The organism is Paenibacillus septentrionalis, assembly GCF_042659865.1.
GTDB classification, from domain to species: domain Bacteria; phylum Bacillota; class Bacilli; order Paenibacillales; family Paenibacillaceae; genus Pristimantibacillus; species Pristimantibacillus septentrionalis.
The window spans coordinates 56,010-69,978 of sequence record NZ_JBHSTE010000002.1 but is presented as its reverse complement, the minus strand read 5'-3'; the positions used below and the strand labels follow the sequence as shown (position 1 = coordinate 69,978).

Annotated in this window: 14 protein-coding genes and 1 riboswitch; of the genes, 11 read left to right on the top strand and 3 right to left on the bottom strand. The window is 39.3% G+C overall.

The window, feature by feature from the left end; genetic code table 11:
• The first annotated feature begins 422 nt into the window (after nt 1-422).
• From rsgA to ACFP56_RS05180, 8 genes are all read left to right on the top strand, one after another.
• Nucleotides 423-1,502, top strand: coding sequence for a ribosome small subunit-dependent GTPase A (rsgA, locus tag ACFP56_RS05215; protein ID WP_379231927.1), 1,080 nt, complete (start codon nt 423-425; stop codon nt 1,500-1,502).
• Nucleotides 1,499-2,515, top strand: coding sequence for an aminoglycoside phosphotransferase family protein (locus ACFP56_RS05210; RefSeq protein ID WP_379231925.1), 1,017 nt, complete (start codon nt 1,499-1,501; stop codon nt 2,513-2,515). The genes rsgA and ACFP56_RS05210 overlap by 4 nt, the downstream gene beginning before the upstream one ends.
• A 382-nt stretch (nt 2,516-2,897) precedes the next feature.
• Nucleotides 2,898-4,310, top strand: coding sequence for a DHA2 family efflux MFS transporter permease subunit (locus ACFP56_RS05205; protein ID WP_379233260.1), 1,413 nt, complete (start codon nt 2,898-2,900; stop codon nt 4,308-4,310).
• 217 nt (nt 4,311-4,527) lie between these two features.
• Complete coding sequence (locus ACFP56_RS05200) at nt 4,528-4,845, top strand: PadR family transcriptional regulator (protein ID WP_379231923.1); 318 nt, start codon at nt 4,528-4,530, stop codon at nt 4,843-4,845.
• On the top strand, nt 4,832-5,401 hold the full coding sequence (locus ACFP56_RS05195; protein WP_379231921.1) for a DUF2812 domain-containing protein: 570 nt from the start codon (nt 4,832-4,834) through the stop codon (nt 5,399-5,401). Before ACFP56_RS05200 ends, ACFP56_RS05195 begins: the two co-directional genes overlap by 14 nt.
• A 219-nt stretch (nt 5,402-5,620) precedes the next feature.
• A complete protein-coding gene (locus tag ACFP56_RS05190; protein WP_379231919.1) occupies nt 5,621-6,616 on the top strand; it encodes a S41 family peptidase in 996 nt (331 codons plus the stop codon).
• A 293-nt stretch (nt 6,617-6,909) separates the two neighbouring features.
• The gene (locus ACFP56_RS05185) at nt 6,910-7,638 is read left to right on the top strand and encodes a hypothetical protein (protein WP_379231917.1); all 729 of its coding nucleotides are present in this window, start codon (nt 6,910-6,912) and stop codon (nt 7,636-7,638) included.
• 63 nt (nt 7,639-7,701) lie between these two features.
• The gene (locus tag ACFP56_RS05180; RefSeq protein ID WP_379231915.1) at nt 7,702-9,267 is read left to right on the top strand and encodes an eCIS core domain-containing protein; all 1,566 of its coding nucleotides are present in this window, start codon (nt 7,702-7,704) and stop codon (nt 9,265-9,267) included.
• A 194-nt stretch (nt 9,268-9,461) separates the two neighbouring features.
• Here the strand turns inward: ACFP56_RS05180 and ACFP56_RS05175 are convergent, their stop codons facing one another.
• Together ACFP56_RS05175 and ACFP56_RS05170 are read right to left on the bottom strand one after the other, a co-directional pair.
• The gene (locus tag ACFP56_RS05175; protein ID WP_379231913.1) at nt 9,462-9,968 is read right to left on the bottom strand and encodes a DinB family protein; all 507 of its coding nucleotides are present in this window, start codon (nt 9,966-9,968) and stop codon (nt 9,462-9,464) included.
• Nucleotides 9,928-10,227 carry a hypothetical protein gene (locus ACFP56_RS05170; RefSeq protein WP_379231911.1) on the bottom strand — a complete coding sequence of 100 codons (300 nt, stop codon included), beginning with the start codon at nt 10,225-10,227 and terminating at the stop codon, nt 9,928-9,930. Before ACFP56_RS05170 ends, ACFP56_RS05175 begins: the two co-directional genes overlap by 41 nt.
• An 86-nt stretch (nt 10,228-10,313) precedes the next feature.
• On the opposite strand from ACFP56_RS05170, the gene ACFP56_RS05165 reads away from it, so the two are divergent.
• The 3 genes from ACFP56_RS05165 (at nt 10,314) to ACFP56_RS05155 (ending at nt 12,423) form a co-directional block, all read left to right on the top strand.
• Complete coding sequence (locus ACFP56_RS05165; RefSeq protein ID WP_379231909.1) at nt 10,314-10,814, top strand: winged helix-turn-helix transcriptional regulator; 501 nt, start codon at nt 10,314-10,316, stop codon at nt 10,812-10,814.
• A 32-nt stretch (nt 10,815-10,846) separates the two neighbouring features.
• The gene (locus ACFP56_RS05160) at nt 10,847-11,125 is read left to right on the top strand and encodes a hypothetical protein (RefSeq protein WP_379231907.1); all 279 of its coding nucleotides are present in this window, start codon (nt 10,847-10,849) and stop codon (nt 11,123-11,125) included.
• A gap of 159 nt (nt 11,126-11,284) precedes the next feature.
• Nucleotides 11,285-11,396, top strand: a riboswitch (purine riboswitch).
• 307 nt (nt 11,397-11,703) lie between these two features.
• Complete coding sequence (locus ACFP56_RS05155) at nt 11,704-12,423, top strand: EamA family transporter (protein WP_379231905.1); 720 nt, start codon at nt 11,704-11,706, stop codon at nt 12,421-12,423.
• Nucleotides 12,424-12,509: 86 nt separating this feature from the next.
• On the opposite strand, the gene ACFP56_RS05150 is transcribed toward ACFP56_RS05155, so the two are convergent.
• Nucleotides 12,510-13,730, bottom strand: coding sequence for an MFS transporter (locus ACFP56_RS05150; RefSeq protein WP_379231903.1), 1,221 nt, complete (start codon nt 13,728-13,730; stop codon nt 12,510-12,512).
• Between the last annotated feature and the right edge of the window lie 239 nt (nt 13,731-13,969).

The window sequence follows — 13,969 nt, the reverse complement described above, 5'->3', positions numbered from 1 at the left end:
AAAGATATCCGAATGGTAAAATTTAATTATAATTAAATTTTCTGTTGAATCCCTACTAGGATATATGTAAATATATAGAAGTGAATTATGTTTTCCTCGAAAGGAGCTGTTTTTAATGATTGCTTACATGGTATTGGTGGTTGCCACTTAACCGAATATCGGGCATAGTAAGTTTCAATTTTTGCATATAGCTTGGCTCATCACCCTGTTATTTGCTATGCCGTAACAGTAACCTTTCGTGAATACTGCTATTAGCGGGACTGGTCATTGCCTAATGCAACTGATAAGTCTATGCAAGCTGGATACGATGATGGTCGTATCCTTTTTTGATTTAAAGCCAACTTTTGGCTTTAAACCGCGAACAAGCAGCTTCTTAGGAGGCTGCTTGTTCGCGGTTTTTTATACTCATCTATTTTTGGAGAGTGATCGATTCAATGATTGATTTGAAACAATACGGTTATATCGAGGTGGAACAGCCTCCGAACGGCTTAATTCCTGGAAGGATTACCGAGCTACAACGTGACCAATATACCGTTATTAGCGAGCAAGGAGAAGTGACAGCTGTTTTAAAGGGAGCGTTCTACCACGCTGCAGGGAGTCGGGAGGATTTCCCATGCGTTGGTGATTTTGTATGGCTGCAGCCCAATCAAAACGGCGTGTCGCTTATTGTCAAGTTGCTGCCTCGCCGTTCAAAATTTTCCCGGGCTGATTATTCAGGACATGGCGCAGGGTATGTCAAAACGATATTGGAGCAGGTCGTGGCTACAAATTTTGATTACGTATTTATCGTGTCTTCCCTTAACTGGGATTTCAAGGTTAGTCGAATTATGCGCTACCTGACACAGACACGTCAAAGCGGCGGCCAGCCTGTTGTCATCTTAACCAAAGCTGACTTAATTCAGGACCTTGACAGTCCATTAGCAGAGGTCCTTACTATTGCTCCTGATGTACCAGTGCACGCAGTTTCCAGTCACAACGGGATTGGTCTGGACGGCTTAAGTGAATATTTACAACCCGGAAAAACCGTTGTATTCCTCGGTATGTCAGGCGTAGGAAAATCCTCGCTATTGAACGCCTTGATGAATGAGGATGTGATGAAGGTCAATGCGATCCGCGAGACAGACAGCCGGGGCCGACACACTACAACGCATCGGCAGCTGTTCATGCTTCCGTCTGGTGCGATGGTTATTGATACGCCTGGTATGCGTGAACTTGGGCTGTACGGTGCTGACGAAGGAATTAGCGCTTCATATACCGATGTGGAGGAGTTATTCACACAGTGTCGTTTCAATGACTGCAGTCATCTGACGGAGCCGGGCTGCGCAGTTCTTGCCGCTCTTGCAGATGGTTCACTAGCACAAGAGCACTGGGAACATTACCTTACACAAAAACGGGAAAACAAATTCGTGGACGACAAATCAAGTTATCTCAGGGATAAACGGGCTTGGCAAAAAAACATTGCCATGCAGCAAAAAGGGAAAAAAGGGGGGTACAAAAAATGAGAGACGATGATATAAAGCAAGACATACTGAAGCTTGTTGTAGGTAATATGCTTGGTAAGACAATAACTCAAGCAGATTATGAACTAGAAGCGCTGCAGGGTGGGACTATAGGAACAGTTCGATTGGTAACTGGCATGGCTGAATCATGCGATGGTGAGATTCTGCCTTATCAGGTAGTTTGGAAAACACAGAAAAAATTTGATCGTTATGGTGATCCCGATTCATGGCGCAGGGAATACGATCTCTATGTATCTGATTTTAATGAGGTTTTTTTCGATTCGATCCGATTGCCTAAGTGTTATTATGCTGAAATGAATGAAGATGAAATTCAACTGTGGATGGAGTATGTGGAGGGGACTTCAGGCTTAGATCTGACCTTGGCTATGTTTGAGAAAGTTGCCGAAGAATTAGGGCGATTTCAAGGCAGAATGTACACGGAACAACCGCATGTACTTCAGAATCAAGCTAATTTAAGCAAGGTTGAGTTTACAAAAAACTATTATCTGAGATACAGGTCTTGGAATGTATTATATGATTATATCCGCTCCGATGACTGTGACATTCCAATGCATCTGTGTAATATGCTCATAGACTTTGATGACAATGCGGAAGAAATCTTTAGCCGTATTGAAAGGCTACCCATCGTGCTTTGCCACAGAGATTGTTGGGTGGAAAACATCTTCTTTTCAAGCGGTACAACTGTGCTTATCGATTGGGATACCGCGGGATGGGGGTATATGGGAGAGGATATCGCGAGTTTAATAGCGGATGAAGCGGATATCGATCGAATGCTTGAATATTATCAGGCATGCGTACCGGCGTACTATAGAGGTTTTTCAGAATTCGCAGATGTGTCTCATATCACTGATCATTGTATCGATGAACTCATTGTTGCTATGTTCGGATACAGGCTTGTTGAGTGGTATAAATTCGCTGAGTCCCCCGAAGACAGATCCATGCACCTGAATTCCTTGCAAAAAATATATGAGATTAGAAATCTTCGATCAGTCTAGTTGTCAACGATTAGTTTTCTATCGCATTATTGTAGCTGTTGTAATAGATGTAAAGATATTTTTGGGTTGATTGAAAAACATTTCAATAGTAAAGAAATATTGCTATAATAAAGAACGTATCTTTCGAATTAAAAGTCTACGATCAACATGATTGATGGTAGACTTTTAATGGGATTCCAGTCAGCATCGCTGCAAGTATATTTTCAAATTGGGAGGAGCTCGCTACAAAAACATATACAGATATACAGACAAGTTTTAGTTAAAGAGATAAATTGGATTATTATTGGAGGATGACATATTGGACAATCTAACGAACTCTGCTGCTGCTTCACAAAATCAGCAACAAACCAAACAATACAAAGTATTTCCTATTTTATTCGCTATGCTGCTAAGCGGTTTTATTGGTCTCTTTAGTGAAACAGCACTTAACGTGGCTTTAACACCTCTTATGGGCATACTAGAGGTTGGACCAACTACGATTCAATGGTTAACAACTGGTTATTTACTCGTACTAGGTATATTAGTACCGGTTTCAGGTATGCTGCTGCAATGGTTTACAACAAGGCAACTATTTACAGCATCTCTACTTTTTTCAATTGCAGGTACACTTGTAGCTGCGCTTGCTGGAAGTTTTGAGATTTTGATGGTAGCTCGTGTATTACAGGCTGTTGGTACTGCTTTATTGCTGCCACTTATGTTTAATACAATCCTAGTCATTTTCCCTGTTGAGAAGCGTGGCTCCGCAATGGGACTGATTGGACTAGTCATTATGTTTGCACCTGCAAGTGGACCAAGTATTTCCGGATTAATTTTAGCGAATTTGAGCTGGAACTGGATTTTCTGGATTTCACTTCCGTTTTTCATTATTTCTATCATTTGTGGTCTGCTTTTTTTACCTAATATTTCTCAAGTAACGAAGCCAAAAATCGATGTTTTCTCTATTGTTCTTTCCACATTAGGGTTTGGTGGTATCGTATACGGATTTAGTAGTGCAGGAGGTCATGGTGAAACAGGCGGAGGGTGGAGCAGCCCTATTGTAATTGTCACGATGGCAATAGGAATACTATCCCTTGTAATCTTCAGTATTCGCCAGCTCAAAGTAAAAGAGCCGATGATGGATCTTCGCGCATTTAAATACCCTATGTTTACGCTTGGGTTAATTCTTATCTTTATTTGTATGATGATGATGCTTTCATCCATGCTTATTCTACCTATGTACCTACAACAAGGGCTTGCTGTAACGGCTTTGACTGCTGGTCTTGTTCTGTTGCCTGGTAGCTTGCTGAATGGATTTTTATCTCCGGTTATGGGGAGATTGTTCGACAAATTCGGTCCAAAATGGCTTGTCACGATCGGGTTAATTGTTGTTTCAGTTGTATTATTTTTGTACACAGGCATTAAACCTGCGACGCCTTTAGGCATGATTATTACCCTTCACATCTTTATGATGATCGGAATTTCGATGATCATGATGCCTGCTCAGACGAATGGGCTAAATCAGCTGCCACCACGTTTTTACCCGCACGGTACAGCGATTATGAATACGCTGCAGCAGGTTTCTGGTGCTATTGGTACGGCTGTCGCGGTAAGCATACTAAGTGCTGGCCAAACTCGATTCTTAAGTAATGTTGCAGATGCAGAAAATCCAGAAAACATTCTGGCTGGTTTCACCTATGGAGTGCAGCATGCATTTATTTTCGCACTAGTCCTTTCACTAATTGGGTTAGTTATTTCGTTCTTTATAAAACGTGTGAAGGTTGATGGCGCGCATAGCCATCAAGGATCTATGCATTAAGCTGGCATGAATCCAACCGCGTACACATCAATTAGCGCTACACAAAAAGTCGTTTTCCTTTACATGAGGAAAACGACTTTTTTAGTTTGTTTTAGCCTTTTATGATGCAGTTATCCCTTGAATTAAAAATAAAACTGGTGTTGACTATTCAGTTGAACTGTATTATTTTATTATTAAGCTGAACTGTATAGTTGAACTGAATAACAGGGGTGAGAACATGAAACATAAACTGTTACCGTTGTCTGAAACGATGCATTACATTTTATTAGCGCTGCGTGAGCCGCTACATGGCTATGCTGTCATGCAGAAGATAGAAAAAATGAGTAAGGGCGCTGTTATTTTAGCGGCTGGAACATTATATGGTGCACTTGAAAACCTGGATAAGCATGGTTGGATTGAATCAGTTGGAGAGTCAGGTCGCAGAAAAGTTTATATGATTACTACAGAAGGAAGCGCCATTTTGAAATTGGAACAGAGCAGGCTACTGCATATTTTATCCCTATATGAAGGAAGTGAATCGAATGAAGAAATTTAAGATGTTTACTGATATTGAAAAAGAGGAACAATGGCTGAACGAGCAATTACAACAAGGCTATCGTTGTACAAATATAAGTGGATTAGGTATCTATACTTTTGAAAAAACCGACAAGAGCTATGTGATGCGACTGGATTATCAAGAATATTTATCAAGAAAAAAGTTCAACGATTACAAAGGGATATATGAAGACTTTGGCTGGACTTATATACATGGCTCCAGACTTGGAGGCATTCGATATTGGCAAAAAGAAGATGATGATCAAAACGAAATCTTCTCGGATCGTGAATCAATACGTAATTATTATAAAAGATGGATGGGGTATTCATTTGGTTTAGGTTTCCTGTTTTTGGCATATTTTTTTATGCTTAACAAGGATTCAGGTTTGTACTTAGCTGAAGGTCTTTGGAGCATGGAAGGTTCGTTATTTTGGAAGGCGTTAATATTTGAAACGCCATTTGCCCTTTTGAGGTTGCTTCCCGCCATTGTAGGTGTTTTCTTTACTAGCAGCTCCTATAATGCTTATCGAAAGTATTCCATGCTGAAGGAAAACTAGTGTGATAAGACATGAATTTATCAGAGGTGGCTCTGTATCTGTTCTGTTATATCCAACTATAGACTCCTGTTTTGCTACAGAGTGTCAGTTAAAACAAAGAATAATCGTTCAAATATAGATTCTGTTATATACAATTCGTCATTTTGTATCATATTATATGTTTAAGGAGGAAAAAGTTGGAGTGAAAGACTAACTGCTGTTGCGGAAAGGAAGATACGATTGACCTTATTGCACATGGATGATGATTTTATCGAAAATACTGTTGTATCTCTTGTTAATCTGCTACTCGAACATTACATTTTCCCAAACAATGCTGAAATGATGAAGACCTTGCTGCTTGAAAAGCTTTCAGAAGGGGAGTACTACAAGGATAAATTCAGTGATCATTTAGCCGAGCACATTACAATAGATCTACAAAAAATAAGTAACGACAAACATTTAGCAGTTTCCTTTAGTGAATCAAAACTACCGCTTCAACAGTACGATCCGATAAAAGATGAAAACCTATTATTGCGTCTAAAAATAAATAATTACGGATTTGAACGAGTAGAGCGACTACCAGGCAATATCGGATACATTGTCATAAACGAGTTTGCATATCCGGAACAAGCAGGAAAAACTGCAGCACATGCGATGAGTTTTATTGCGGATACAGATGGTTTGATCATCGATCTCAGAAAAAATTATGGTGGTTCTTCGTTAATGAGTGCATTTATCGCAAGTTACTTGTTAGATGGCTCACCACCCGTGCTATTAAATGATATTTATTGGCGACAATATGATATGATCCAGTCAATATGGAGTTTGCCTTTTGTACCTGGAGAGAGATTTGGAGCAAATAAGCCTGTCTATATCTTAACTAGTCAGAACACTGGCTCATGTGCTGAAGAGTTCGCCTACAGCCTGCAAGCCATTAAACGAGTTTCTATAATCGGTGAAAAGACAGCTGGCAAAGCAAATGCTGGTAGTGTTCATCGCATAAACGACCATTTTCAAGCGTTTATTCCAAATGCTTATCCGATTAACCCAATAACAAAAGGGAGTTGGAATAGTGTAGGCGTGATACCAGATTTCGAGTGTAGCAGTAGTGAATCGTACGAGAAGGCATATCATTTGCTTCTCGAACAGCTGCTACAGCGGTTTAACGATAGCACGGAGACTGGAAGAGCGGATGTAATGAACGAAATCAGAGCATTATTGATAGGTAGTCAATGAAGTTGAAGAATAGTCAATGGACATCGTACTTCGACGGAAACAAATCAGCGTTCTTTTATAAAGAAGGAATTACCATTTTTTCATAGAATAATTAACTGACTGTTATGTATGTTAGCTTGCTTTATAAAGTTGCTGACACCAGGAACTTCCTTGTCACTACAAAACGCTCTAGACAAGGGGAGGAGAAACAAATTAGGAAAGTAATCAAAAGGCGACCGCTGAAAACGATTGTTATCTTACTTATATTCCTGTTATTAGTTTCGATATATGAGTATCAACGACTAGGGAAAGAGATGACATATCCGATTGTGCCTGTAGCGACAAAGGCAAGTTTTTTATCTGAGGCATACTTTTCTGAACTCTCAGATCAGTATGCTTCTATTCGTTCTAAGCATCGAAAATGGTACATATTTGATTCATCCAAAGCAATCGCATCACACGCAATCCTAACTCATATGATGCATGACTTGTTGAACAATGAAGATCTTTTATACGAGAATACGAACTATGATCTGTTTTTTGAGACATTTGATCATCATGTTAAGCAACTCCCTTATATTACAGAAGAGATTCATTATTTTCGTAATGAACTTAACCAATATGGAAAGGCTCCTGAACAATTAGTTGAAATGATTAAGCTAGCGGCATGCGGCAAATGGCAGCTGTACAGTTCCAGATATCATCGATATGAAGATAGTCAATATGATGCTGCTTATAATGTGAAGTTTATATCATCAAATGGTCGCTTTGAAGTTGTTTATAATATTGAGACGGGCCAGATGATAACCGACCCTGTAAATATGGGTACGTATAATTATGCGCCGGGGAGTATTCTTCCATGGAACTATTACCAGCACCATAAATATGATAAGGTTCCCTGGAAAAAATGGGGGAATACCAATCAGATATCGTATAAGGACATTGTAAAGAGGAAATCAAGGCATGGCTCAACTGAGCAAAAAAGAGGTACAGAAGAACTGCATTCATTGATCAAAAAAGTGTCGGATTTACTGTGCCGATAAGTCCCTAGGGCATGTGTGTAGTGTTATGTTTTTTGCAATTACAACTAAATTATGGGGGGTTATATGAAAATGTCTGACTTTTCAAAAATGTCTCCAACACGTCATTCGATCCCGGCACAGCGTACGGCCAATCACCTGCATAGCAACAAAATAAACGGTATGGCAACGACATATCAAGTATCACAGCTTCAAGCTATAGTAGGCGAGCAAACCGTCATGCAGTTATTTGCCGGCAATAGATATACGAATCAGATCGTGCAACGCGCAGCAAAAGATCATAACACAACAGGAATGCCGATTGAGTTAAAGTCGGGAATTGAAACGTTGTCAGGCCATAGTATGTCGGACGTGAAGGTTCATTATAACTCAAGCAAACCGGCGACGCTGAACGCACACGCATATGCTCAAGGCAACGATATTCATATTGCACCCGGACAGGAGCAGCATTTGCCGCATGAGGGATGGCATGTCGTCCAACAAAAACAGGGCCGCGTGCAACCTACAAGACAATTGCATCGTGCAGTCATTAATGACGATGCAAAACTAGAAAAGGAAGCCGATATTATGGGCACCAAAGCATATGAGCGAGGCAGGAGTATAGTTGAAGGAATTGATATACCTACAGCATCTTCGGTATTGCAAGGTAAGTTCGGAACAGGTAAAGAAGAAAGTAATGTTCCAGTAAAAAGCAATACGCCCATCTTGGATAAGGCTATACAACTGCTAAGTCGAAGTAATCCTGTCATTCAGCGGGTTTTAACGCTAGACAATGCGGACTTTTCTGGAGTTACCCGTATCCAAAAGCTTGGAGGGGCGGAAGGAGCGTATTTGATAGAAGAAGGCTCTAGCAAAATTGTGATCAAAGTTGACGTCAAAATTGACGATAAAGATACGATAGAAAGTACCGTTATGTCATATAATTTGGCTAAAGACTTCGACATTAAAATTCCAAGTGCCCGTTACCTCAAGTTAGATACAGAAGAGGGTCAGATTCTTATTGACAAAGCCAAAGAGTATCCAGAACTTGATCTTGCAAAAAAACTAAAAGACGCAAGCTCTGTTACACTCTGGGAATATATTGATGGAAAAGTACTAGGTGATTTTAAGGATAAAGGACTTGAAGAAGATGAGGTATTTCAATTCAGAGAAAATCCAGAAAATTTCGTCGATCTGGGAAAAATGCTTGTCTTCGACGCGGCAATCTTTAATATAGATCGATTTAAGATCGAAACAGACCAAGTCGCCAATAGAGGTAACCTGATGATTGCGGGTAATCAACCAGTTGGACTGGATCAAGATTTTGCGCGTTTCGATAATTTCACCACTCCAGGCGAGAATATTGCAGGTGCAGAATGGTTTGCTTCGAAGATGAAACCGTTGCTATCTAATCCGGAAGTGTTGGCTAAACGTTTAGTAGAAAAAATGTTAAAAGAACATTACTTTTTATTTATCGATATGGAAGAGCATATTGCCAGCGGAATTCGAGAAGGTATTGATATCCTTCGAAATCTTGCGGATGAAGAAAATCCTCGTCTTGAAGACTTAATTAGTTGGTCTAAAACATTCAACCCAGATACTGATTTGGAAACTGAAAAAGTAAGGGCATACTGGAATTCGCTTATAAACTAGGCTAGAGGAGAGGACCTTTGAAAAGAAGCTTCTAACTGATACAAAGATGTAGTTCAGTTATGTTTCAAAGTAACACTCCAGTGACAGCCAGGACAGAAATTCAAGTGACTGTCGCTATTTTATTAAGCTAACGTCTACAATAGCTTGACACCGTGCAATACAAGCCCGCCGTGGCCATTTATTACGCCCAATATTTAGTCGTTTTCTATAACATTAGTCATCGCTCTTATCATCCCTAGATGCATACTTTCATGAGCAATCAGCACGTGAAATAGTTCGCCTATCACACTTGCTTGAAGGAAGTTATTTTTATCCATTAATGGTTGCTCTAGTTTACCTTCATACAGTTCAGCGATTTCCAACTGCTGCTCTTTAAGCTTATTCATAATATCTTCAGCTTCTGGCGGTTGCTCTAACCAATTTGAAGGGCTTGTTCCAGTCGTGAAATACTTTCCATAACCGAGTGGAAGTCTTGTATCGGCACCTGATAGACCAAATATTAATTCATCAGTAATGGTCAGCACATGTCCCATCTGCCAATGTAAATTATTTCTGAATCCTTTAGGAATGTAGTTCAATTGACCCGTTGATCTTGATAGCATATTCAGCATTTGGTTTCTAAGATCTGCAAACAAATTCAAAATATAAATGTCTGACATATCAGTCACCCAACGCTTCAAGGATTTCAATCCTGCCGCCATACTGCAACTCCGGCCAATCCGTTGTTAACGATATTGCTTTCTCCAAAGAATCTGCTTCAATAATAGAAACACCAAATACGTCGCCAGAGTAATCATCAATCGATTGCTGCGAAATAATTTTACATCCACTTCCCGCAAAACGAACCTTCTCATGTCCATTTTCTTTCAAATTGTCAAGCCATCTCCAAAGTTCACTGATGTTTTTATTAATTTGTTCGTCCGGTACACTACCACTTCGGTATACTAACAAAAATTTCAATTCAGTTCCTCCTCCTTTTTTAAGTTGCATTTTGAAACTGAAATAAGTATAATGAGAATCAACTAGAAAAGTCAAGGGAGATTCTGATGAAAAATCACAAACTAAACAGACGTTCAAACTGTCCAATTGCATTTTCTCTTGATCTAATTGGGGATTCTTGGTCGTTGTTAATTATAAGAGATATCATATTTGCAGGAAAAAGAACCTTTGGTGAATTTCTTGCGTCTGATGAAGGGATTGCCAGAAACATATTAACGAACCGCTTATCCCGTCTTGAGAATTTAGGCTTGATCAGCAAGAAGCCTCATCCTTCTGATAAGCGAAAAGACCTGTACGAATTAACAGATTCCGGATTAGATTTTATTCCGATATTGTTGGAGCTATCAGTTTGGGGAGCCAAGCATGAGCCTGAGACCGCTGAAGCATTAGCTTGGTTGGCCGACGTCGGAATGGACAAGAGCGATTTAATACAACTTATTAGGGAAACCGTAAAAAAGGGGGGATCGGTGTTCGTTGGTTCCGGCAATGTATTGGAAGTTATTAACGAACAAAATGAAGGTAAGGAGCAAAGTGCAAAGAATCGGTAAAAAAGATCGAAAAGGGGGAAGAAAAGAAGATTATGGATATGAAAAAAATAACGATACTATTAGGGATATTAATACTTGTAGTTCTTACAGCATGTACTGCTGATAACAGCTTCTTTACCGACCCCAACGGAAACAAATATAAATATAAATTAGAACTGACGGGTACATTGCCTAACGCTAAAATAGAATCAAAATATATTATATTGACGAATGACAAAACATTGACCTTTGATAAAGTAGCACAGAGTATGTACAGTAGCAATAGTACAGACAGTAATGGAATCCATTATTATCTATTGTTAAGTGAGTAATGTATGATGAATACAACGGGAATCAGTTAACTTCAAACTAAACAAACCTCAGATATTTAATAGTGTGGGTTGACACTTTTTTCTATGCCATGTAAAATACTAATCATTGTCGTGGCTATCACATGAGTCATGAAAACTGGCATATGGACAGTATAAACGCAAAAAATTGTATATTCTATTCGTATAACCTCGCAGGCCAGCAAGTGTACATAGGGCGAGGGTTTCTACAGGTAGCCTTAACTTCCTAACTACGAAGCTATGAATTGGTGTATATCCGATTCCTAGCTGGAGAGTTAGGATTTTTTTGTGTCGACATGGATAAATATAGCATCAGGAGGTTAATAGCTGTGAAATATTATATGACTGTTCTCGCGGGGGCAATAAGTTACGGAATACTGTCGACAATAGTGGTCTTGGCCTATGGACAGGGTTACCAACTTGGAGAGGTTGTTGGAAGCCAATTGATTGTAGGCTGTATCTTATCATGGTTGGTTGCCTTATATACTAAGCTTCGGATGAGAAGACGCACGTCGAATGTAGGGAGGACATCAGCATACAATTCTGGTAGATTGCAGTCTTTGACGTGGAAACAACGTCTACTACTGATGGCTGCAGGTATCCCTACTGTGACGACTGGATTACTTTACTATCAGTCATTACGTTATATCCCTGCATCTTTAGCCATCATTCTGTTATTTCAGTTTACGTGGATCGGAGTGCTGATTCAAGCCATAAGTAAGCGCCAACGTCCAGATAAAGTTACGTTTTTAACGCTTTTTGTACTGTTTGGTGGCACACTTCTAGCAGCAGGATTTTTGGAGCAAGGATCTGATAAATTTAGTGGCTGGGGTATCGCACTTGGCTTAATGTCCGCTGTAAGTTATTCCTTGTTTGTTCTCTTTAACGGTAAAGCCGTCACTTCAGCACACCCGGTTTTTCGTAGTGCTTGGATGGTAACTGGCGGATTAATTTTGCTCTGTGTTTTGTTTCCTCCAACTTTCCTGTTTAGTGGACTTATCTGGGGACAGTTGCTGTTTTTTGGGTTATTGCTTGGTTTCTTCGGTGCGTTTATCCCACCTATTCTGTTTGCCATTGGTGTACCACATATTGGAGGGGAGATGGCGGGCATTATCGGAGCAGTGGAGCTTCCCGTAGCTGTACTGATGTCATCAATCGTTCTTCATGAACATGTCAGCGGCGTTCAATGGTTCGGAGTCATCCTTGTTTTACTTGGTGTTACGATACCCGAATTGTATAAGATAAAGCTTACAAAATCTAGGGATAGGTCCCCTTCATAAATAATTTAGTTACAAAGATGCAATGTTCCGTTCTATAGTCCTTAAGAAAAAAAACCACTTGTGAAAGTGGTTTTTTCTTAGGTAGATTAATAATTAGACTTATAGCTTCTAAATGTACGACCTCTCCACAAAATGGTAATCGCAATCATTAAACCAACAATCGAAAAGGACAAAATCACTTGTTGAACATCAATACCTCTAGACACAAGTACTGTTACACTTGCATAGGCAAGCGGATCAAAGCCATTCATTGCTAAGAAGACAATACTCATGACCCTCCCCATAATACGAGGATCAGTATCTTCTTGCGCTGTGGTAAAGAATGGGATTGACACAAATGTCATGGTGAATCCAATTAAGAAAGCTAATGCAGTCAGAATATATAAAGTAGGAATTTGACTAAATGCTATAGCAACGAGTAGTGTTGCAATTAATCCGGTAATAGAGGTCAATCCTCTGCGACGTATTTTGACTATACCAATTATAGCTGTACTTACTAGCATTCCAACCCCTAAAGCAGCATCAATGTAACTAAGATTTATCGGTGAGCCTCCATACGTTTCCACTAGAATTGGAATTGCAATAGTTATTGCTCCAAAGGCAAAGAAGTTTAACGTAATTAAGATCAAAATACCTGTAAGTAAAAATTTACTTGCTTTGACATAGGAAAAGCCTTCCATTAGATCTTTAAAGGGTGTTTGTTTGACTGTATTGTCCACAGAACCTTCTTTTAATAAAGGTGGAAACATAAACAAGGCAGACAATAAGACGATAATAGCCGAGACTAAATAACCAGTTGTTACGCCAGCGTATTCCATGACACTTCCAGATATAATGGGGCCGACAATAAAACCAATCTGGCCCAATCCCTGAATAACGGCATTTGCTTGTTTTATTTGGTTTTTCTCTACTATTTTTGGGATTAATGATGTGCCTGCTGGTCCAGAAAACGCGTCTAATGTTCCAAAAATCAATCCAAGAATGACAAGATATACAAATGATAATTGATTAGCATTGTTCAATAAAAAAATGAAAATTAGGATTATCCCTTGGATTAAACTCGTACTGAACATAATTGTCGTCTTCTTGAGTTTATCAGCGAGAACTCCACCAAATGCCATCATGAGAATACGTGGGACAGTAATGGCTATAAGGATTATGCCCAAAGAACTTGCTGAACCTAAATCAGATATAACAAACCACGTTGTCGTCATGAAAAACATAGTGAAACCAATAATCGCTAAAAAACTTCCGAGAAATAGAAATATAAACGGACGATTTCTAATTAATGCTAGCTGTTGCTCCATACATGACCTTCCTCTCAAATTCAAATTACTTAATATAGATCTAATCATAGATTGTGACGTAACGTCCGAAGCAAGCTTTTTTATAAAAAATCTCCTGTGCATGTGTTAGTAGGGCTTTTAGTTTTTACTTTCAGATAACTATTTTAATTCCAATAAAGCAAATATTTGTTATACTATGACTGAGCAACTGTCTAATGGAAACCATAAATTGAAGTGCAGTTGATCAAGGTGTCTAAGTA